This is a genomic window from Bacteroides celer (assembly GCF_002632415.2).
Lineage (GTDB): Bacteria > Bacteroidota > Bacteroidia > Bacteroidales > Bacteroidaceae > Bacteroides.
Genome location: NZ_CP178209.1, coordinates 3,350,311 through 3,371,572, shown reverse-complemented (window position 1 = coordinate 3,371,572; position 21,262 = coordinate 3,350,311). Strand labels below are relative to the sequence as shown.

25 protein-coding genes are annotated in these 21,262 nt (G+C 43.9%); 20 read left to right on the top strand and 5 right to left on the bottom strand.

Translation table 11 applies throughout. The features are described 5' to 3' along the window. The first annotated feature begins 1 nt into the window (after window position 1). The 12 genes from CJF29_RS13760 (at window position 2) to CJF29_RS13705 (ending at window position 10,164) form a co-directional block, all read left to right on the top strand. A complete protein-coding gene (locus tag CJF29_RS13760; protein ID WP_099147602.1) occupies window positions 2-1,141 on the top strand; it encodes a glycosyltransferase family 4 protein in 1,140 nt (379 codons plus the stop codon). An 11-nt stretch (window positions 1,142-1,152) separates the two neighbouring features. Further along, complete coding sequence (locus tag CJF29_RS13755) at window positions 1,153-2,250, top strand: glycosyltransferase (protein WP_099147601.1); 1,098 nt, start codon at window positions 1,153-1,155, stop codon at window positions 2,248-2,250. A 5-nt stretch (window positions 2,251-2,255) separates the two neighbouring features. Then, window positions 2,256-2,822, top strand: a complete 567-nt coding sequence (locus CJF29_RS13750) for a putative colanic acid biosynthesis acetyltransferase (protein WP_099147600.1) — start codon at window positions 2,256-2,258, stop codon at window positions 2,820-2,822. A 344-nt stretch (window positions 2,823-3,166) separates the two neighbouring features. Beyond that, a complete protein-coding gene (locus CJF29_RS13745) occupies window positions 3,167-3,541 on the top strand; it encodes a hypothetical protein (protein WP_099147684.1) in 375 nt (124 codons plus the stop codon). After that, window positions 3,535-3,870: an IS66 family insertion sequence element accessory protein TnpB gene (gene tnpB / locus CJF29_RS13740; protein WP_099147683.1), complete on the top strand. Its 336-nt coding sequence runs from the start codon at window positions 3,535-3,537 to the stop codon at window positions 3,868-3,870. Before CJF29_RS13745 ends, tnpB begins: the two co-directional genes overlap by 7 nt. A 68-nt stretch (window positions 3,871-3,938) precedes the next feature. Next, on the top strand, window positions 3,939-5,723 hold the full coding sequence (tnpC, locus tag CJF29_RS13735) for an IS66 family transposase (protein ID WP_413544483.1): 1,785 nt from the start codon (window positions 3,939-3,941) through the stop codon (window positions 5,721-5,723). A gap of 69 nt (window positions 5,724-5,792) precedes the next feature. Then, window positions 5,793-6,170, top strand: coding sequence for a hypothetical protein (locus tag CJF29_RS13730; RefSeq protein ID WP_141561010.1), 378 nt, complete (start codon window positions 5,793-5,795; stop codon window positions 6,168-6,170). Beyond that, entirely contained in the window at window positions 6,163-7,083 is a 921-nt protein-coding gene (locus CJF29_RS13725) for a glycosyltransferase family 2 protein (protein WP_099145932.1), read from the top strand. Before CJF29_RS13730 ends, CJF29_RS13725 begins: the two co-directional genes overlap by 8 nt. Then, window positions 7,080-7,847, top strand: coding sequence for a glycosyltransferase family 2 protein (locus tag CJF29_RS13720; protein WP_099145931.1), 768 nt, complete (start codon window positions 7,080-7,082; stop codon window positions 7,845-7,847). The genes CJF29_RS13725 and CJF29_RS13720 overlap by 4 nt, the downstream gene beginning before the upstream one ends. Before the next feature lies 1 nt (window position 7,848). After that, window positions 7,849-8,787, top strand: a complete 939-nt coding sequence (locus tag CJF29_RS13715; protein ID WP_099145930.1) for an NAD-dependent epimerase/dehydratase family protein — start codon at window positions 7,849-7,851, stop codon at window positions 8,785-8,787. Between the two features lie 2 nt (window positions 8,788-8,789). Continuing rightward, on the top strand, window positions 8,790-9,779 hold the full coding sequence (locus CJF29_RS13710; protein ID WP_099145929.1) for an MraY family glycosyltransferase: 990 nt from the start codon (window positions 8,790-8,792) through the stop codon (window positions 9,777-9,779). Next, the gene (locus CJF29_RS13705; RefSeq protein WP_099145928.1) at window positions 9,769-10,164 is read left to right on the top strand and encodes a WbuC family cupin fold metalloprotein; all 396 of its coding nucleotides are present in this window, start codon (window positions 9,769-9,771) and stop codon (window positions 10,162-10,164) included. The genes CJF29_RS13710 and CJF29_RS13705 overlap by 11 nt, the downstream gene beginning before the upstream one ends. 78 nt (window positions 10,165-10,242) lie before the next feature. Here CJF29_RS13705 and CJF29_RS13700 read toward each other — a convergent pair whose 3' ends face one another. The 3 genes from CJF29_RS13700 to CJF29_RS13690 form a co-directional block, all read right to left on the bottom strand. Continuing rightward, entirely contained in the window at window positions 10,243-10,656 is a 414-nt protein-coding gene (locus CJF29_RS13700; protein ID WP_099145927.1) for an N-acetylmuramoyl-L-alanine amidase, read from the bottom strand. Between the two features lie 4 nt (window positions 10,657-10,660). After that, the gene (locus CJF29_RS13695) at window positions 10,661-10,768 is read right to left on the bottom strand and encodes a smalltalk protein (RefSeq protein WP_004297473.1); all 108 of its coding nucleotides are present in this window, start codon (window positions 10,766-10,768) and stop codon (window positions 10,661-10,663) included. A 128-nt stretch (window positions 10,769-10,896) separates the two neighbouring features. After that, window positions 10,897-11,385 carry a DNA-binding protein gene (locus tag CJF29_RS13690; protein WP_099145941.1) on the bottom strand — a complete coding sequence of 163 codons (489 nt, stop codon included), beginning with the start codon at window positions 11,383-11,385 and terminating at the stop codon, window positions 10,897-10,899. Between the two features lie 219 nt (window positions 11,386-11,604). On the opposite strand from CJF29_RS13690, the gene CJF29_RS13685 reads away from it, so the two are divergent. Then, on the top strand, window positions 11,605-11,823 hold the full coding sequence (locus CJF29_RS13685; RefSeq protein WP_004297475.1) for a DUF4248 domain-containing protein: 219 nt from the start codon (window positions 11,605-11,607) through the stop codon (window positions 11,821-11,823). Between the two features lie 132 nt (window positions 11,824-11,955). Here the strand turns inward: CJF29_RS13685 and CJF29_RS13680 are convergent, their stop codons facing one another. Further along, window positions 11,956-13,827, bottom strand: a complete 1,872-nt coding sequence (locus tag CJF29_RS13680) for a DUF3987 domain-containing protein (RefSeq protein ID WP_099145926.1) — start codon at window positions 13,825-13,827, stop codon at window positions 11,956-11,958. 27 nt (window positions 13,828-13,854) lie between these two features. Beyond that, entirely contained in the window at window positions 13,855-14,484 is a 630-nt protein-coding gene (locus CJF29_RS13675; protein ID WP_099145925.1) for a BT4734/BF3469 family protein, read from the bottom strand. 166 nt (window positions 14,485-14,650) lie between these two features. Between CJF29_RS13675 and CJF29_RS13670 the strand changes: the two genes are divergently transcribed. The 7 genes from CJF29_RS13670 to CJF29_RS13640 all read left to right on the top strand — a co-directional run bounded on the left by CJF29_RS13670 (window position 14,651) and on the right by CJF29_RS13640 (window position 21,251). Continuing rightward, entirely contained in the window at window positions 14,651-14,803 is a 153-nt protein-coding gene (locus CJF29_RS13670) for a hypothetical protein (RefSeq protein ID WP_008022717.1), read from the top strand. A gap of 231 nt (window positions 14,804-15,034) precedes the next feature. Continuing rightward, window positions 15,035-16,600: an ATP-binding protein gene (locus tag CJF29_RS13665; protein ID WP_099145940.1), complete on the top strand. Its 1,566-nt coding sequence runs from the start codon at window positions 15,035-15,037 to the stop codon at window positions 16,598-16,600. A gap of 233 nt (window positions 16,601-16,833) precedes the next feature. Beyond that, window positions 16,834-17,259, top strand: a complete 426-nt coding sequence (locus CJF29_RS13660) for a SoxR reducing system RseC family protein (RefSeq protein WP_004303573.1) — start codon at window positions 16,834-16,836, stop codon at window positions 17,257-17,259. 7 nt (window positions 17,260-17,266) lie between these two features. Beyond that, a complete protein-coding gene (locus CJF29_RS13655; protein WP_074636129.1) occupies window positions 17,267-18,148 on the top strand; it encodes a Fe-S cluster domain-containing protein in 882 nt (293 codons plus the stop codon). 24 nt (window positions 18,149-18,172) lie between these two features. Beyond that, entirely contained in the window at window positions 18,173-19,510 is a 1,338-nt protein-coding gene (rsxC, locus tag CJF29_RS13650; protein WP_008998542.1) for an electron transport complex subunit RsxC, read from the top strand. 5 nt (window positions 19,511-19,515) lie between these two features. Next, window positions 19,516-20,508 (top strand): RnfABCDGE type electron transport complex subunit D, encoded by a 993-nt coding sequence (locus tag CJF29_RS13645; protein ID WP_004303572.1) that lies wholly within the window; start codon window positions 19,516-19,518, stop codon window positions 20,506-20,508. After that, entirely contained in the window at window positions 20,505-21,251 is a 747-nt protein-coding gene (locus tag CJF29_RS13640) for an RnfABCDGE type electron transport complex subunit G (protein ID WP_004309218.1), read from the top strand. The genes CJF29_RS13645 and CJF29_RS13640 overlap by 4 nt, the downstream gene beginning before the upstream one ends. Window positions 21,252-21,262 lie beyond the last annotated feature (11 nt).

Here is a 21,262-nt window from a genome sequence, read left to right as displayed (position 1 = left end):
TATGACAATTGTATTTGTTTCAGTAGTATTAAATATCCATCAGGCGGGTGTCGCTGACGAACTATATCGGTTGTGTGATGGAAACTTTTGGTTTGTTGAGACTGGTAATCCGGAAGGAGACAATGTTAAAGGTGGTAAAAGTGAAGATTTTGAGAAGCGACCTTATTTAATCCGAATATCAGATAATAAACAAACAGAAGAGCACGCATTGCAGTTGATACGTACTGCTGATGTGATGGTTTATGGTGCAGCTCCATTGAATTATTTTATAGAACGTGTTAGAACAGGAAAATTAACTTTCCTTTATAGTGAGAGATGGTTAAAACAGGGTTGGAAGAATTTTTTTTCACCCAATTTGATAAAACAGATGTTTGTTTATCATACTATGTGCCATAACAAACCGATATATCTTTTGGGAGCCAGTGCGTATGCAGCTAAAGATTTTAATTTGATGGGTGCTTTTGGGGGCAAGGCTTATAAATGGGGGTATTTTACACAGTGTGCCGATTTGAATATAGATTGTCTGTTGAAAGCAAAATCCAGTGCTTGTATAATCAACATCTTGTGGTGCGGCCGTTTTATTGACTGGAAACATCCTGAGGTAATGATTTCATTGGCTGAAAGACTTAAGAATGTAGGCATTGATTTTCAAATTAATATGATTGGAACAGGGTGTATGTTTGAGTCCATCCGAACGATGGTGAATAATAAACATTTAGAGGCATATATACACCTTCTTGGAGCAATGCCTAATGAAAAGGTAGTACAAGTTATGCAAGTACATCATATTGTATGTTTGACAAGTGATCGAAATGAAGGATGGGGTGCAGTACTCAATGAGTCTATGGGTAATGGATGCTGTCCTGTCAGTTCATTTGAGGCAGGCTCAACCCCTTATTTAGTCAAAGATGGAGTGAATGGCTTCTCGTTTTCACTTAGAAAAGAGAACGACCTCTTTGAAAAGGTAATGTGGTTGATACAGCACAAAGAGGAGTGTATGAAGATGTCAAAAGAAGCATACAGGACTATTCATGATGTTTGGTCACCTAAGAATGCTGCTGATAATTTTTTTAGGCTTTCTGAAGTCTTATTATCAGGCAATAAGATAACAATAACAAATGGTCCTTGTTCAAAAGCATAAAATTAATTCGGATGAAAGTATTACATTATATTCCTTCGATTGACGAAAACTCTGGTGGAGTAGGAGCTTATATGGCTTTGCTCGCGAGGGATTTGGGTAAGTTATGTGATTTGCATGTGTTGACTCACCTTTCGGAGAATGAGTTGAAGTTAGATAACTGTACCATTCATTACATGCCCTATAGGTATTTGCCTTGGAATAACTGTAAGAAGGAATTTCTACAAATACTCAATGAAGTGAGACCTCAGGTGTTTCATTCCAATTGCTGTTGGTTGCCAGTGTCAGCTTTGACTGTTATGTGGGCTAAATCTGTAGGTCTTAAGGTTGTGTATACCCCTCATGGTATGTTGGAACCATACGCCATCAAGCGTTTTTATTGGACGAAGAAATTGCCAGCAATTCTGATGTTTCAGAGAAAGGGGGTTCAAGTGTGTGATCTTATACATGCAACGGCTGACACAGAACGTGATAATTTGCTGAACCTTGGTTGGAATAGAAACGTTCATGTGATTGCCAATTGTGTGCAGGTTGATAAGATTCAGTTTAAGGATTCGTGGAAGCACACCAAGAATGTGCTTTTTTTGAGTCGAGTGCATCCGAAGAAAGGCATTAATTTCCTCATTGAAGCTGTTGCCAAGCTCAAAGATGAGTTTACTGGTTATACTTTCACTATCGCAGGTCCCGGAGAACAATCGTATGTGCAAGAATTGAAAAACTCTTGTTCAAAAAATGGGGTAACTAAACTATTTGACTTTATTGGTCCTATGTTCGGTGATGGCAAATGGGCTTTGTATCAAAAGGCTGATTTATTTGTGCTTCCTACTTTTAGCGAAAATTTTGGAATTGTTGTTCCTGAGGCTTTAGCTAGTGGAACACCGGTTGTTACAACCTATGGGACTCCTTGGGCGGAGTTAAATGACCACCGATGCGGGTGGTGTATTGAAATAGGAACAGAACCTTTGGTTTCGGCATTGCGTGAATTTTTGAAGTGCTCAGAAGATGATCTTGAGCGAATGGGACGTAGGGGAAAAAAGTTAGTTGAGGATAAGTATGCCAGTACAACTGTATCAAAACAGTTTATCGAAATGTATGAGAATTTAATAAAGTGATATATATGCAAAAATCAAAGATTGGCTTATCGAAATATGAAAATCTTCTTGGTCGAAAGCATCAATTGGTGCGTTTTGCTTGGAGTATTGTATGGGGCTGTTTAGCACGACCGTTGCCTCGTAGTATGGGAAGTGGATGGAAACGGATGTTGCTTCGATTGTTTGGGGCTAAGATTGATTCCACTGCTGTGGTATATTCATCAGCAAAGGTTTACTATCCGAAGAATTTGGTCATGGGGAGATATTCATGTTTGGCATCTAATGTAGATTGTTACAATGTAGCTCCTATAATATTAGGTGACAATGTGACTGTATCACAAGGTGCTTTTCTTTGTACAGCTAGCCATGATGTAACAGATCCATTACATCCTCTTATTACCGCTCCTATTGTGATTGAAGATGCTGTGTGGGTAGCAGTTGATGCTTTCGTGGGTATGGGCGTGACTATCGGTGAAGGAGCTGTGGTTGGAGCTCGTGCTTGTGTGTATAAGGATGTGGAACGATGGAAAATAATCGGAGGGAATCCAGCTAAAGTATTGAAAGATAGAATGTTATCTGGGGTGGTGATGTGAGGAATTATCTTAGCTTTATTTTAGCAACGAAAAGGGGGATAAGATGATCTCTCTTTTTAATCCAATACAAACAAATGGCTTGAGCCGTAATGAAAAAATTAAGAATTTATTGTGGGGGACAGTAAATAGTACCATATTTCGTTGGAGTCCCTCTCGATTGGGAATTTTTCGGAGATATCGTGTGTGGTTAACTCGTCTTTTCGGGAGTAAAATAGATTATACTTGTAGGTTACATCCGTCCTGTAAGATTGAATATCCATGGAATGTTAGCGTCCAAAAATGCCGTATAGTATAACCGATATAAAATCCAGACCTTTGCTTTCGTTAAATCAAAATCCAAGTTTATGTATAGTTACAATGATTTTGAGCGTCTATTTTTGCGCTATAAATTGGAAGGTATCCCTGCTGGTGTTTCTATTGAGAAATTTTGTATGTCCAACCAAGTTCCTTATAACCTATTTTCCAAATGGTACAAGGATACCCGAAAGAAGATAATTCCTGTTCAGGTTTTGGGTTCTCCCTCAACGGAAGCAGAAGTGCCGGAAAGTCCTTCCTCAATCCGGGAAGTAAAGCCAGAATCGGATCCTCGGCTTTCTTGTCATACCGAACTTCGAATCCTGGTGGATATCCGCATGAGCAATGGTGTTCATCTCAGTCAGAAAAATTTAAGCTACGAAGGTTTGAAAAGCTTAGTGGAGAAACTGGAGGGCTTATGTTGAATATTACAGGACTAAATCGTTTTTTCTTAGTTCGTGATTTTCATGATATGCGCTGTAAATATGATAAGGTCTTATCCATCATCCATCAACAGTTGAACCGTGAGCCTGAGGATGGTGATGTCTTTATCGTGATGTCTAAAGATTTACGTCTGGTTCGTTTGTTCAGCTATGACCGACGGTCTTACAGTATGTTTGAGAAACGTTTCAGACCCGGCTACCAGTTTATGCATGTAACCTGTAATGGTGCTGAAAGTATTTATTCAATCAATTGGCAGGATGTCATCCTCTTGTTGGAATCCCCTGTTGTTAAACGTTTAATAATCAAATAATTATCAATTAAAAAGTAGTAAAAAATTCTTTTATTTCATTGTTTTTTTGTATCTTTGAAGCAACAAAGATGCTGAATATGAATGATTTGGAAAGAATGAAACAGCTTTCTTCCGCAAGGAAATTGAAGGAACGGGAGGAGACTCCTGCACCTTTTGAAGACCCATATTCAGATATGACCCCTGACGAAAAATCAAAAATGATAATAGCGCTGATGGCTGCCCGTGAGCGTGACGCTGAACGGATCCAACGGGACGAGGCTCGCATAGATGAACTGTTGTCCAAGGTTGATGAACTGTTGTCTTTGCAGAGATCGGCCATTGCAGCTGAAAAACAGCTGGACGATTATAAACAGATGAACATCAATCTGTTGTCTAAAATATCAGCTTTGGAAGAGCGGCTTAAAGTCCGTAATAAGAATCTTTATGATGGTAAGAGCCAAAAAGGAATCCATAAAAAGAAGCGTGAGGTCGAAGAGGACCATACACGTGACAAGGATGATTTCGACGGCACTCCCCAATCCCTCGGCTCCTGCTTGCCACAATCTGGTGAGGCTCATGCGCAGGAAGAGGATTTTGAATCAAAATCAAAAGAAGCCCGTCTTTATCGTCAAGGACTTTCTTATCGCACTATGAGCGCTGACAATACGGTTTGTCATAATAGTGATATCCGCCAACTGCCGGCAGGTTCAAAAATCATCAAACGTTTCCGTAAATATGCCTATGAACAGGTAAGCAAGCTTGTCGAGCATGATTACGAGGTTATCCGCTATAAGACTTCGGACGGGAAAATTCATGAAGGCTATTTCCCTTTCAGTGGGCAGCCTGAAATCATTGACGTGGTTCCTGGAACGCACGCTTCCGGTTCTTTTCTGGCTTATCTTGCTTTCAACAAATATGTTCTGGATACCCCTCTTTATCGTGAAATGTACAGATTATCAGGTGAATCAATGCGTTTGAGCCGTATGAGTCTGACCAATTGGTTGGAGAAAGGCTCTACCCATTTCTGCGTTTTGATTGCTTATCTTAAGAATAGTTGTTTGGAAAAGGATTCCATCGTGAACTGTGATGAGACCTGGTGCCGGGTAAAGCGTAAAGGCTGCTATAAGAAGAAATACATCTGGTGTCTGGTCAACAAACTGTCAAAAGTGGTTATCTATTGCTACGAGGATGGTTCCAGAGGACGTGATGCCTTGAAGCATATCTTGGGTGACAGCCAGGTGAAAGCTCTTCAGTCAGATGGCTACAATGTCTATCTGTATTTGGATGATCATATGGTCGATATAGAACATCTTTGTTGCATGGCCCATGCCCGTGCGAAGTTCAAGTATGCGTTGGATCAGGGTAATGATAAGGATGCGGCATTCATATTGGAATTGATCGGTGAGCTTTACAAGCTGGAACGCGAGTATGAAGAAGGGCAGTTGTCCCCCGAGCAGATAAAGCTTTGCCGGAATAACTTAAAGACCAAAGAAGTAATCATAAAGTTACGCAGTAAGCTTGACGTCTTGCTCAGTGACGGTCATCCGCCCCGCGGAGAGTTGATGGAGAAGGCAATAAATTATATGAATACTTTTTGGACTCAGCTGTTCGCCTACTTGAATGACGGCTCTTATTCCATCGACAATTCCATTGCCGAACGTTTTATCCGTCCCTTGGCCGGTGAGCGAAAGAACTCGTTATTCTTCGGAAGTGACAGGATGGCACACGTTTCAGCGGTATATCATACCATCATCTCAACCTGTAAGATGCAGGGTGTGTCTGTGCTTGATTATTTCAAGAGATTTTTCAGCGAAATTGTTAAAGGACGTAGGGATTATGAACATTTGTTACCCTTGACAATCGGACTGGAGTAATAACAAATATTAAAAATCAGTATCTTTTTTGACGTTATTTATGAGGGAACCGCCTTGTGGCGGCTTTCCTTGGGGTACACGTCAAAATTGGACGCTAACCCATGGAATGTAACAATGGGAGGTCTTTCATCGTTAGGTGAACAATCATGGGTATATGCAATGGCTCCTATTACAATTGGCGAAAAATCTTGTATAGGAAAGGATGTTTATCTTCTTACAGGGTCACACGATGTTAATAGTCCACATTTTACATTGGTTACGCGTAATATTACTATTGGTAGTGCCGTATGGCTTGCTACAGGTTGTAAGGTGCTTCCAGGAATATGTATTTCCGATGGTGTAGTAGCTTCTGCTGCATCTTTAATCTGTAAGGACATTGAACCATGGACTATAGTCGGTGGGAACCCAGCTAAATTCATTAAGAAGAGAGAACTGAAAAATGAATAAACTTGATTTGACAACCATCATTCTTGTATACAATGAGGAAATACATATTCGTCGTTGTTTGGAGAATGTATGTCCATTTTCTCAAAAGGTGATAGTGGTGGATAGTCCTTCTACTGACAGAACGGTAGAAATATGTAAGGAGTTTGATAATGTGGAAGTTGTTGTTCATAAGTATCCGGGTAATCAGGCAGAACAATTTAACTGGGTATTGGATAACTTGGATATTGATACAGAGTGGATATTCCGTTTAGATGCCGATGAGTATCTTTTTCCTGAACTGATTGAGGAAATGCAACGGACGGTTCCTTCTCTTCCTGTTACTGTCACGGCTTTATCCCTGCCAAGAGCACGTGCTTTTATGGGAAAGAGACTGAAACACGGGATTGTAGAAAGTGTTAGATTGGTTAGATGCTTTAGAAAGGGTAAGGCTCGCTATGAGCAACGTCTGATGGATGAGCAATTGGTGGTGTTGGAAGGTGAAACGATTGAACTGGAAGGCTTGTTTATCGATGATAATCGAATGCCTTTAGGGGCGTTTATCGCAAAGCACAATGACTATGCATTACGGGAAGCAATTGACCAATTAAACAAGATATATCACTTTAATGGGAAGGAAGAAGGCGAACAAAATCTAAGTGATGGCGTACAGAAAAAACGTAATAAGAAGGATTTGTTTAGTAGAATGCCTTTGTTTTGGCGTTCGTTCGCATATTTTATCTATCGCTATATTGTGAAGATGGGGTTCTTGGATGGCAAAGAAGGATTCTGTTGGGATTTCTTTCAAGGCTTGTGGTACAGAATGTTGGTGGATGCGAAGATATATGAAATAAAGTCCAATTGTGGGGATGACAAGGAGAAGATCATTGCATACTTTAAGACAATGTATAATAAAGATTTGACAAATATCAAATGAAGATATCAATTGTAACAGTAACATGGAATAGCGCTGCAACGCTTCGTGACACGATAGAAAGCGTACTCAAACAAGACTATCCGAATTTGGAATACATCATTGCTGATGGCTTGTCCAAGGATGAAACCGTAAATATTATCAAAGAATATGAGCCTAAATTCAATGGGCGCATGAAATGGTTCTCAGAGAAAGACAAGGGTATGTATGATGCCATGAATAAAGGCATAAAAATAGCTACCGGTGACGTTGTGGGTATCATCAATTCGGATGACTTCTTCCATCGTACCGATGTGATCTCGAAGGTAGCAGAGGCTTTTGAACAGGATAAATCCATCGAGGTTGTGTATGGTGATGTCCGCTTTGTGAATGATGGTGATTTGGATAAGACAGTACGCTATTATTCATCGAAAAACTTTGCACCTTGGCGTTTCCGCTTTGGCTTTATGCCTGCACATCCTTCGTTTTATACCTATAAGCACAATTTTGAGAAGTATGGTTATTATCAGTATGACTACAAGATTGCGGCTGATTACGAGTTGCTGACTCGTTTCCTTTATTCAAATAAATTGAAGTCGGAGTATTTGCATTTGGATTTCATGAAGATGCGTACAGGAGGTAAAAGTACTGCTAACTGGAAAAGTAACTGGGTATTGAACAAGGAGATTGTCCGCGCGTGTCGTGAAAATGGAATATGGACATGTATGCCGTTGCTTGGATTGAAATACTTTGTGAAAGTTTTTGAATTGATTTTTACAAAAGAATAATATGAAGATACTTATAACCGGCATCCACGGCTTTGTAGGAAGTAATCTTGTTAAAGCCATGGGGCGGAATCATGAAATTTATGGCCTAGACATTGTTTCTCCGGAAAAGGAAGGTGTGGGCAAAACCTTTTCTTGGAAAGACCTTGATGAAGATAAGGTTCCACAAGTGGATGCTATCATCCACCTTGCTGGCAAGGCACACGATTTGAAGAATACCTCTGGACCAGAGGTCTATTTTAAGGTAAACACTGGTCTCACTCAAAAGATCTATGACTGGTTCCTGAAATCATCTGCCAAGAAGTTCATCTTCTTCTCATCTGTAAAGGCTGCTGCCGATTTTGTTCCGGGCGATATTCTTACTGAGGATATTGTTCCTAATCCTGTAGGTCCTTACGGTGAGTCCAAAATCAAGGCGGAAGAATATATTCTATCTCATCTAGCCGCAGATAAGCAAGTGTATATCCTGCGTCCCTGTATGATACATGGTCCCGGTAACAAAGGCAATCTCAATCTGCTTTATGGTATAGTGAAAAGGGGAGTACCCTGGCCGTTGGGAGCATTTGAGAACCGCCGTTGCTTTACTTCCATTGGTAATCTTTGCTTTGCCATTGAAAAGTTACTTATCCAGCCAGTTCAGAGTGGCATATACAATATGGGAGATGATGAGTCATTGTCAACCAACGAGCTTATTGCAATCATTTGCAATGCGTTGGGCAAGAGAACACATATTTGGCATTTACCTAAGGGGCTGATGAACGGCATGGCGAAGGTGGGAGATGTGTTGCACCTGCCACTAAACTCGGAGCGTTTGACAAAGCTAACCGAAAACTATGTGGTGAGTAATGCTAAAATAAAAAAGGCACTGGGTATAGATAAAATGCCCATACGTGCCGAAGAAGGACTTACACAAACCATTAAATCATTTGCAAATACAAAATAAGTATGGTCGTATATCTGTTAATAGCAGTATTATTGCTTGTTCTTGAATTGGTTTATTTTAAGATTGCTGACAAGTTTAACATTATAGACAAACCCAACTTACGTTCATCGCACAGTACTATTGTGTTGCGTGGCGGAGGTATTATTTTCTTGTTTGGAGCCTGGCTTTATGCTGCCTTCTATGGTTTTACATGTCCTTGGTTCCTGTTAGGGCTCACGATGTTGGGGGGCATCAGTTTTGCGGATGATATTCATTCGGTACCCAATAAGTTTCGCTTGATTGTGCACTTTGTCGCCATGACACTCATGTTCTACCAGTGGGGTATTTTGCTGCCCGAGTATTGGTGGGTGGTTATCATTGCGCTCATAGTATGCACCGGCATTATCAATGCGTATAACTTTATGGATGGAATCAATGGTATTACCGGTGGTTATTCATTGGCGGTATTGATTCCATTGTTGCTCTTGAATATGCAGGGGGAATACACCGACAATAACTTTATTATTGTGACTCTGTTGAGTGTATTGGTATTCTGCTTGTTCAACTTCCGTACCAAGGCAAAATGCTTTGCCGGTGATGTGGGCAGTGTCTCCATTGCATTTATTTTACTCTATTTCCTAGGCTCTTATATTATAAAGACTGGAAACTACTGGGGCATTCTGCTGTTGATGGTATATGGGGTGGACAGTGTGCTTACTATCTGCCATCGTATCATGTTGCATGAGAATATTGGTAAACCTCATCGCAAACATGCCTATCAACTGATGGCTAATGAGCTGCATATTAAGCATGTGACAGTCTCCACCATTTACATGGTTATGCAGCTGGTAATTTCCTTGGGTGCCATCTATCTGCCTGTGAACAAGTGTTTGTATCTCGTGGTGGTATTGGTATTGCTGTGTGTAGCCTATATCTTATTCAAAAAGAAGTATTATCATCTGCACGAAGAGTATTTGCGTGCAAAAGCGAACGAAAGGAATGATGGAAATTAATGATAAATTGCTTGATGAATTATTGTCGCAGGCCGAAACTAATGAGAGACGCCGTGTCAATCTCGATTTGCGTAATGGCAATGGAGACACTTCACAGCGTATGCTCAATGCCTTGCAACCGGGAACGCAGGTTCCTATTCATCGCCACACAGTAACTAATGAGACCGTAATTTTACTTAGAGGTCATGTCACAGAACTTTTTTATAATGAGAAAGGGATTGAATGTGGTCGCTATGATTTGAATCCCATGAAAGGTGTTTATGGTGTTCAAGTGCCTGTCGGAGTGTGGCATACTCTTGTTGTGCATGAACCTTCTGTGATTATAGAGATGAAAGATGGTGCCTATGTGCCTATTACCATGGATGATATTTGGCAATACGAATAAATCCGGTTTATTATTGAGAAAATAGAAAAACGAATGACTGACAATACAAATCCTGTCAGCCATTCGTTTTTTATTAGCTTATACCTGTGAATACTCCTTCACACACCCAAAGCACGGACACTCCTTCATCGGATTTAAATCACGATGTCCCACAATCAACGCTTTCGGGAACTGCCTTTTCAACTCCCTCAACAAAGCAAGCAAAGCTCCTTTTTGCTCCACAGTACGAGTATCCTTCGGCTTTCCGCCCGCATCCAATCCTCCCTCATAACAAACACCAACCGAATGGGCATTATGATTCCGGCAGTGTGCTCCAACCTTTTCTAAAGCACGTCCCCGGTGGATCTCCCCGTCGCGAGTAATGTAAAAATGATAGCCAATATCACGGAAGCCACGGTGCAAGATATGATCCTGTCGGCAAGCCTCCGCCGAAAGGGACTTTCCTTCCGGCGTGGCACTGCAATGAATGATAATTAATGTAATAGTCCGCATGGGGTTACATACAACTCTGTACTCCGATCAAGCCCCCGATAGCGGTGGCAACGGTGATGATTACTTTGATAATGAAGCTCCATACGGAGCGGGGAGATGATGAATTACTCATAATAAGAAGTTTTAAATAAATTGATAATAGTTTTTTTATTCACCACGGAGGACACAGAGGACGCAGAGGAAAGAAATAACCTGTGGTGAAAAAACTCAGTGTCCTCCGTGTCCTCTGTGGTGAACCTTTTAGGCAGCCGGGTCAGGCGCTTCGCCGCCACCATCCGGTTTTGGATCAGGGTTGTCACCCGAATCAGAACCTCCTCCGGCAGTTGTCGGTTTCTGATATTCCGCCTGCTGCTTCAACTGACTGTCGAGTTTCAGATTATTGGTCGACAGATTACCGGTGGCACGAGCTTTCAGACGCATACCGGTAATATTCTTCTCCAGCGAAAACTCTTCCAGCGTATCAGCCGCCTTACTGCGAATACCCACCCCAAAAATGGCAAGATCATCAATTTTCACACATTTGCCATCCAGCAACAATTCCTTGATGCAATCTACCATATCCGAAAGCACACCTTTGATGACACCGCCGGAATACGGTGAATTGTGCTTCGACATATGCTCGGCAAGTTTTGCCAAATCAAACGTCTCGTCGCTTACTGCACGGGCGAACCACTTACCCGCATTCAAGCCTTTCTTCTGCTGGTTCTGATAAATCTTGTAACGAATCATAAAACAATAAATTAAAGGGTTAAACATCGTGTCCGGGGAATTATTTCCCTTTCGACGATACAAAGATACCACCCTCAAACTCCGGAAAATCAATAGTACACAGTTGCGTACGATTGTTGTCGGTTGTGTGCAATTATGATCGATTATTCAATGAAAAAGCGTTGGCTATGTAGAAATATTTTGCTATTTTTGTAACTGTAAATCAGAAACTTATCCATTATGAACGAATTCAAAATACGTGCCTACGGGCGCATGGAGCTGGCGCAACTCTATTCTCCGGAACTTACCGATATTGCCGCTTATCGAAAAATGAAGAAATGGATCTCTCTATGTCCCGGACTTCTGCAACGCCTGTACGACTTAGGCTACGAATCAAAGCGACGTTCATTCACACCATTGGAGGTGAGAGTGATTGTGGATGCCCTGGGAGAGCCTTAAATAATGCGGCACTTTATGATGCATAAAGCACCGCTTTACGATGTCTAAAGCTTAGCTTTACACCTCCTAAAGCGATGCTTTATGCAGTAAAAACGGATGCGGTAATCAAAATGAGTGTACCGGTCCAAACGATTACAGCAAGGAAGGCGGGGACAGTGGGGACACTTTCCCCGTTTCACTCATACACACACACGCACGCGCGTAACTTCCTTTGCCGTCTACACTGATTAGCTTGCCTTGTCGGGTGAGACGTTTCAGCCAGGTGATGGCGGTGCTTTTGTTGATACCCAGAGCTGTTGCTTTTTCCAGCAACTCCGTGCGGGTAAATTCCTTACCCAGTTGCTGGAAGAGGAAATCCCGGTCGGCATTGGGGCGGTGGCTGACTTCCGTGTTGGGGAGGAACGACAGGATATGCATGGCGTGACAGTAGAGAGGTTCCGCCAAATTTAATACGGCGTGGAAATCTTCCGCCGAGATGGATACGTTCCAGCGGGTGACGATGCCGTCCTTGCGGTTGTCCGAAGGAATAGACTTGTCGGGTGTGAAGGGGGAGGAGGAGGAAATTTGGAGGCTGTAGGGATTCGGGTGTTCGAGAGCGCGCAACACGGCTACTTCTGACATGATCCTGCACAAATTGATAGCCATACGCGCCACAAAACTATACATTTCTCTGTCGTTGGCTATGCTCGAACGATCGAACAACTCCGAAAAGACGGCGTCAATTTCGTTTTTCTGCCCGCTCGTGAGCTGTAGCGTGTGAATGCCATGTTCCCTTATCACGTCCAGTTGATTTTTCCATTCCAGTCCCAGAGCGTTGAATACCTCTTCCCAGTCTGTTTCGTCGTCTACAAACTGGCTGACCCATTTGTCGATTCCGTACATGTAGTAGTACAACTGGCGGGAGGATCCTCCGTCTTCCGTTGTCGGGATGAAGGCTTTCACTTGGAGTGGGGTGCCTGACATCAGGAGCGAAAGGCAGACTTTTTTTGTTTCCCGATATTCTTGGTTACCGCGACGGTTGTAGGACAAGAAGTCGTGGTCGAATGCTTTGCGCAGCGTGTCGCTCCAATGGCCATGTTCTGATCCGATGGCGGTGGACAGTGTGTCGGCTTCCGACTCGAAGATAAGTCCTGTACCTTCGGAGTCCATAATGTTTTGTAGGATGCCTGTGCCGGTGTTGTTGCCCGAAATCAAGAACATTTTGTTAGGGGGCATTTGCGGGACTTCCATTTTCGACCGCTCTTTTCCCATCGCGTCGTATTCGGCTTTTTCTTTTTTATAGATCTTCATTTGCGCCGCCACTTTCGCGCGAATCTCGTCATGGATGGGTTGCACGAGCAGGCGGAGGTAGGAGAGGATGCCTTTGCCGGAAGCAGAGGGCGCCACGATGAAACATTGGAGGCTGGGATAATAGTATTTGCCGCCATAGAGGCATCGCACGTGGCGCGACATGCAAGCTCCCAGTGCGGTGAATGCTCCCATCAGCATGATGTCGCGTTGAATCTCATTTTTCGCAACTTTGATGATACGCTGCAGGAGTTTCGGCCAGTTTGCTTCCGGCAGAGTGGGGAGCGGGTGTTGCGGATCGCTACCGGATAGTAGTTCTTCTTTTTCTTCTGTGATCGTTTCTTCGTCTGTTTCCTCATTTGCCACCTTATTAAACGCGCGTGCCTGTGTGAGAATTTGAGGGGCTGTCCTCACTGTCCCCACTGTCTCCACATAGCTGATAGCGACTCCCGTCGCTTCGGCCAGGTGGAAAGCGGTGCCCAGGTGCACTTCTCCGCGTTGGGTGTGGAGTGCGTTGGAGAATACCCGTTCGGCATGTTCGCGCTGATATTTGGGAGACACCCGGCACAGGCGATGAAAAAAGTCACGTCCTGCTTCGCCGCAATCCGTTGCGATGGCGAATGACAATTGTACGTATTCAAGATAAGTGGGAGCAATGTCCGCTCCTGCCGCTTCGACTGCTTCGGTGAGACGGCATAAAGATTCAATATCGGTCATTTGGATTTATGATTTATGATTTATGAATTATTTGTTGGTGGTTCTGAACAATGCTTCCGGGTCGTAACTAAGGAAACAGGATCTCACGAGGTCTTTGCCGGAGAAATCTACTTTGGATTTCTTTTCGGAAGAAACCGCTGTAACTGTACCGTATGCCGTCTCTACGTACCGCATCGCCCAACTCATGTTGTCTGTGATATTGGGGACATCATTTGTCGTGGAGGAATAATGGCAGGGAACAAATGCTTTTACACCCAGTCCGCTGGGACTGATAAAGGTGAGTACAGGTTGTAGGAGAGGATCGTCATAGAGCATACGTCGCATTTCCACTGCTTCCTGATAAGAGTGGAGACCGTCCACATCTACTATCACCAGGTGAGACGGGGAGACGAAATCCTTACTGCTACGGCGGGTGAATGTGCCGCAGGGGGTCACATACGGTAGTAATGACGCTTTGGCGGTTCGTATATCTTCGGAGTTGCGTACTTGTTCGGTCAGGGCTTTGAGATTCTCGTTGCAAGTAATCATTTGGAAAACTTGTTCGATGGAGACTTCGCAGAAGGGGATAAGTGTGGGAGGAGTCATCAGTCGGCCTTGTTTGTCTTTGATAGGAGCGATAGGTGGCATGAAATAGGACATTCTGTAGTTGTTTGACATCATTTTCTTTTTATTTCAAGTTAAAATATTTATTTTTGCAAAAAATATGGGTGTGTTTCAAAACACGGCGTAAAATTAGTAAATGCAAAATAGACATCGTCCCGACATGTTGGGATGAAAGTGAAAATAATTAACCGTTACGGTTTAATTTTAACAATAAAAAAGAATGGAAAATGAAAAAGGTTTTTATGTAGCTTTAGGAGTTTACATAGGAGAGTTGCAAAAGCGTGCGGATTTGAAAAATGACGAAATATGCAAGAGCGTACACATCGGCCACTCTACTTTTAATGATTTAAAAAAGGGGCAAAACGCCCATTGAGTGATTACGTAAAAGTGGTGGAGTGCTGTCTGGATGCCTTCAATGAAGAGGAAGCCGGGGTTATCTGGGATGAATGGAGGAGAATGTATTTTCGATACAGGAGAAGAAAAGAGGAGGAGAGAGGAGAACGGTGAAAAACAGATAAAGTAAAAGCTGCAGGCGGGAAAAAGTTTCCCGCCTGCGGTCTTTATGAATGAATTTTTTTGTAGCTTTGTGAAAAATAAGATTGATATGGAAGATTTGCAAAGATTATATCCTATCGGGATACAGACTTTCTTTAAGATACGTGAGGGGAATTTTCTCTATATTGACAAGACGGAATATGTGTACCGGATGACGCATTCGGCTTCCAGCTATCTGTTTCTAAGCCGTCCCCGACGTTTCGGAAAATCATTGCTTACCAGTACCATTCACTGTTATTTCGAGGGACGGAAGGATTTGTTTGAGGGACTGGCCATGGAGACATTGGAGAAGGAATGGATACAACACCCGGTGTTGCACTTCGACATGAGTACCGCTAAACATGTGGACAGGGAGCAACTGAACGCGGAACTGGAATTGAAACTCATGGCATACGAGGAGATTTATGGACGTGTAGAAGAGGAACTGTATGTGAATCAGCGTCTGGAGGGACTTATAAAACGTGCTTATAAGCAGACCGGTAAAAAAGTGGTTGTCTTGATAGACGAATATGACGCTCCTCTGCTCGATGTGGTTCATGAAGAAAAGAATTTGCCACAGTTACGTAATGTGATGCGTAATTTTTACAGTCCGTTAAAGGCGTGTGATCCTTATCTGCGCTTTGTTTTTCTTACGGGTATAACCAAGTTTTCGCAACTTAGCGTGTTCAGTGAACTTAATAATATCACCAATGTGAGTATGCTGCCTGATTATGCTGCCATTTGCGGTATCACTGCTGAAGAACTCCGTACTCAAATGGCTCCCGATGTAAAGCATCTGGCTACCCGGTTGGGAATTACTGCAGAGGAGATGTTGGACAGACTGAAGGAAAATTATGACGGTTATCATTTTTCGTGGCCGTCGCCCGACGTTTTCAATCCTTTCAGTTTGCTGAAGGCGATGGCTTTGGGAGAGATCGGCTCTTATTGGTTTGAGAGTGGCACGCCCACTTATATCATAGAGATGCTGCGTAAATATGCTGTGTTGCCATCAGAAATTGGTGGCGAGGAAGCGTCTCCCAGTGATTTTAACGTGCCTTTGGAGTTGGCGACTAATTATATGCCGTTGCTTTATCAGGCCGGTTACCTTACGATAAAGGGTGCGGATTTGGAATTTGACGCGTATATGCTTGATATTCCAAACAAAGAGGTGCGTGTCGGTCTGATGAAAAGCCTGATTCCCTCTTATGTGACGAGTGACAGTCATGAGGTGAATAGTGTGGTGCGTAACTTAGCGCGTAACATTGTGCGGGGAGATATGGACGAGGCTTTGAAGCTGCTTCAGGCTTTTCTTTCCACTGTGCCTTATTGCGACAACACGGATTATGAGGGACATTACCAGCAGATGCTATATGTGATATTCTCATTGCTGGGCATTTATACCGATGTGGAGGTGCACACGCTGAAAGGACGTGTGGACATGGTGCTTCGCACCAAGACTACTCTTTATCTGGTAGAGCTGAAATTGAATCAAAATGCGGAGACTGCCATGAAGCAAATTGCTTTGCAGCAATATGCAGATCGTTTTGCTCTTTGTGGGCTTCCGGTGGTAAAGGTCGCGATTAATTTTAGTGCGGAGACTCGGACGATTGCAGATTGGGAGATTTCAATTAAATAATGATGTAACGAATGCATTTTTTATACTAGCAGTTTGATTTATTGGCAGGCGGGAAACATTTTCCCGCCTGCTTTTTTAGTATAATATATCAAATAGTAGCCATATCTTTCCCGTGTGCGATAACGAAAACACAAAAAATAACAATTTATTATGTATAAAAAATAAGAGAGAATGCTTCGTAGTTCACAAATAATGATTAAATTTGCCGCGATTTGTAATGCGGAGTTTGCAAAATGACGAATAATACTATAAAGCATCTAGGTATTGTGGAAAACATACAGGGTTCTCATCTGTCGGTGAGGATTGTCCAGACATCGGCTTGCGCGGCATGTAGCGCAAAGGGGCATTGTTCCTCGGCGGATAGTAAGGACAAAATCATAGATATCATAGATACCGCAGCTTCTTCCTATCAGGTGGGAGAGAAGGTGATGGTGGTCGGCGAAACGTCGATGGGCATGATGGCGGTAGTGTTGGCTTTCGTACTTCCTTTCGTACTTCTTATATTTTCGTTGTTTCTTTTGATGGCATTGATAGAGAATGAACTGTATGCAGCTCTTCTTTCTCTGGCTGTCCTTATACCTTATTATTTCGTTTTATGGCTTAACAAAACGCGACTCAAACAACAATTTTCATTTACTATAAAACCAATAAATAACTAAAAACATTATGAATTTGATTCTGATTGCAGTGATTTCATTGGGAGCTATAGCGCTCGTGCTGGCCGCTATTCTTTATGTGGCTTCCAAGAAATTTGCCGTGTATGAAGACCCGCGGATTGCCCAGGTGGGAGAAGTGCTTCCCCAGGCTAATTGTGGTGGATGTGGCTATCCCGGTTGTAGCGGCTTTGCCGACGCTTGCGTCAAAGCCGGTTCGCTGGATGGTAAATTCTGCCCCGTAGGCGGACAGCCTGTCATGGCACAAATTGCTGATATCCTAGGGCTTGCAGCCGGAGAAGCTGAACCGATGGTAGCAGTGGTAAGATGTAACGGAACGTGTATGAATCGTCCGCGTATTAATCAGTACGACGGTGCGAAGAGTTGCGCTATTGCCGCTTCGCTCTATGGTGGGGAAACGGGTTGTAGTTACGGATGTCTGGGGTGTGGTGACTGTGTGGCTGCCTGCCAGTTTGATGCCATCCACATGAATCCTGAAACAGGACTTCCGGAAGTGGATGAAGCGAAATGTACCGCTTGCGGTGCCTGTGTGAAGGCTTGTCCGAAGGCGATCATCGAAATCCGTCCGCAAGGAAAGAAATCACGCCGTGTGTATATCTCTTGTGTGAATAAAGACAAGGGAGCTGTGGCACGCAAGGCTTGTACGGTGAGTTGTATCGGCTGTGGCAAATGCGTGAAGACTTGTCCGTTCGAAGCTATCACGTTGGAGAACAACTTGGCTTACATCGATCCGCACAAGTGCAAATCTTGCCGGAAATGTGTGGAAGTCTGTCCGCAGAATACCATTATCGAGTTGAATTTCCCGCCGCGGAAACCGAAAGAAGAAGCTCCGGCTGCTCCGAAGGCTACAGAAGCTCCGAAAGTAACAGAATAATAACAGAATAAAATACAGAACTGTATGTTAAAGACATTTTCAATTGGTGGAGTTCATCCACACGAAAATAAATTGTCGGCACATCAACCTATTATCACAGCGGAAGTTCCTGCAAAGGCTGTTATTTTGCTGGGGCAGCACATTGGTGCGCCTGCAAAACCGGTTGTAGCGAAAGGGGATGTGGTAAAGGTAGGCACTAAGATTGCTGAACCTGCCGGCTTTGTTTCGGCGGCAATTCACTCTTCGGTCAGTGGTAAAGTGGCGAAGATTGATACTATTGTCGATGCCAGCGGTTATGCGAAACCTGCTATCTTTATCGATGTGGAAGGCGACGAATGGGAAGAAACAATCGACCGTAGCGCCACACTGGTGAAGGAATGTGAGCTTTCCGCAGAAGAGATCGTGAAGAAAATTGCCGATGCCGGAATCGTTGGTCTGGGCGGTGCTTGTTTCCCTACACAGGTGAAACTTTGTCCTCCTCCTTCTTTTAAAGCTGAATGTGTGATTATCAATGCCGTAGAATGTGAACCTTATTTGACTGCCGACCATCAGCTGATGCTGGAACACGCGGAAGAAATCATGGTAGGTGTTTCCATCCTGATGAAAGCGGTGAAAGTGAACAAGGCATTTATCGGAATCGAAAATAATAAGCCCGATGCTATCGAACTGATGACTAAAGTAGCTTCCAGCTATGCAGGCATCGAAGTCGTTCCCTTGAAGGTGAAATATCCGCAAGGAGGTGAAAAGCAACTGATCGATGCGATCACCAAACGTCAGGTGGCGAGCGGTGCGTTGCCTATCTCTACGGGAGCAGTCGTGCAGAACGTGGGAACGGCGTTTGCCGTTTATGAAGCTGTGCAGAAGAATAAACCGTTGTTTGAACGGGTGATTACCGTGACGGGAAAGTCGGTTGCGAAGCCGTCCAACTTCCTGGCCCGTATCGGTACACCGATGAAACAGTTGATTGACGCTTGCGGTGGTTTGCCCGAAGATACGGGTAAGGTGATCGGCGGCGGTCCGATGATGGGTAAGGCGCTCGTAAATATCGAGGTTCCTACTGCGAAGGGCAGTTCCGGCATCCTGATTATGAACCGGAAGGAAGCCAAACGTGGTGAAGCTCAAACCTGTATCCGTTGCGCGAAGTGCGTGAGTGCCTGTCCGATGGGACTGGAACCGTACTTGCTCGGAGCCTTGTCTGAAAACGGAGATTTTGAAACAATGGAAAAAGAAAGAATCATGGATTGTATTGAGTGCGGCTCTTGCCAGTTCACTTGTCCTGCCAACCGTCCGCTGCTCGACTATTGTCGTCTGGGTAAAGGCAAAGTAGGAGCTATGATTCGTGCGCGTCAAGCTAAAAAATAACGAATATGGAAAATAAATTAATCGTATCACTATCGCCCCACGTTCATGGCGGAGACAGCGTACAGAAAAATATGTATGGCGTGCTGATTGCACTGATTCCGGCTTTTCTGGTGTCTCTCTATTTCTTCGGACTGGGTGCCCTGATTGTCACGGCTACTTCCGTTGCGGCTTGTTTGTTCTTCGAATGGGCGATCGGAAAATATTTAATGAAGAAACCGACCACCACCATCTGCGACGGCTCTGCCATCATCACAGGTGTGTTGCTGGCATTTAATTTACCGTCTAACCTGCCTATCTGGATTATCATCCTCGGTGCACTGTTTGCTATCGGTGTAGGTAAGATGTCTTTCGGCGGATTAGGCTGCAATCCTTTCAACCCGGCATTGGCAGGCCGCGTATTCCTGCTGCTTTCTTTCCCGGTGCAGATGACCAGCTGGCCGGTAGTCGGACAGTTGACCGCTTATACGGATGCTACCACCGGTGCCACTCCGCTGGCCTTGATGAAGCAAGCCATTTACGGTGACACTGCCGCTTTAAGCCAGATTCCGGACGCATTGACCTTGTTGATCGGACAGAATGGCGGATGCTTGGGTGAAGTGAGTGCGCTGGCTCTACTGATCGGACTCGTTTATATGCTCTGGAAGAAAATCATCACCTGGCATATTCCAGTGTCTATCCTGGCTACTGTGTTTGTCTTTGCAGGCATCATGCACCTGGCAGATCCGGAAAAATACGTTTCTCCGGTATTGCAGTTGCTTTCCGGTGGTCTGATGCTGGGTGCTGTCTTTATGGCAACCGACTATGTGACTTCTCCGATGAGTAAGAAAGGGATGCTGATCTATGGTGTATGTATCGGTCTGCTGACGGTAGTTATCCGTCTGTTCGGCGCCTATCCCGAAGGTATGTCGTTCGCCATCCTGATTATGAATGCGTTCACTCCGCTGATTAACACCTATTGTAAACCAAAACGCTTTGGGGAGGTAGCGAAGAAGAAATGAAAAAGTTAGAATCATCTTTAAAGAATATGTTGCTGGTACTTACGGGAGTGACTGCTATTTCCGTTGCGTTGCTGGCTTATGTAAATGAACTGACAAAAGGCCCCATTGCCGAAGCGAACGCGAAGACACTGAACGAGGCCTTGAAAAAGGTTCTTCCCGAATTTACCAATAATCCGGTAGCGGAAAGCGATACGATCTTCAGCGAGAAAGACGGAAAGAAGAATGTTGACTTTATCGTTTATCCGGCTAAGAACGGTGAAGAGCTTGTAGGTACGGCTGTTGAAGCTAAATCAATGGGATTTGGCGGTGAACTGAAAGTGCTGGTAGGCTTTAATGCCGAAGGAAAAATCTATAACTACTCTCTGTTGGCTCACACGGAAACTCCGGGATTGGGCTCTAAAGCCGACAAATGGTTCGGAGCGTATGATCCTGCGAAAGGAGAAAAGGCAGTATCTCACGAAGAGAGTACGAAATCTATTTTGGGTATGAATCCGGGTGAAGCTCCGTTGACCGTCAGTAAAGATGGGGGAGCGGTGGATGCCATCACAGCTTCTACCATTACTTCACGCGCTTTCTTGAATGCCGTGAATGCTGCTTATCAAGCCTATAAGGCCGAAGGCGGGGAAGTGAACGGGGTAACCGGTGCTTCTCAAAAAGCGAAAGGCGCGGACGCAGATGCTGCTGACGCTGCTACGGGAGCTACGATCAAAGTTGAACTAACTGATTCAGTCAGTGCTAAATAAGAAAGGAGACA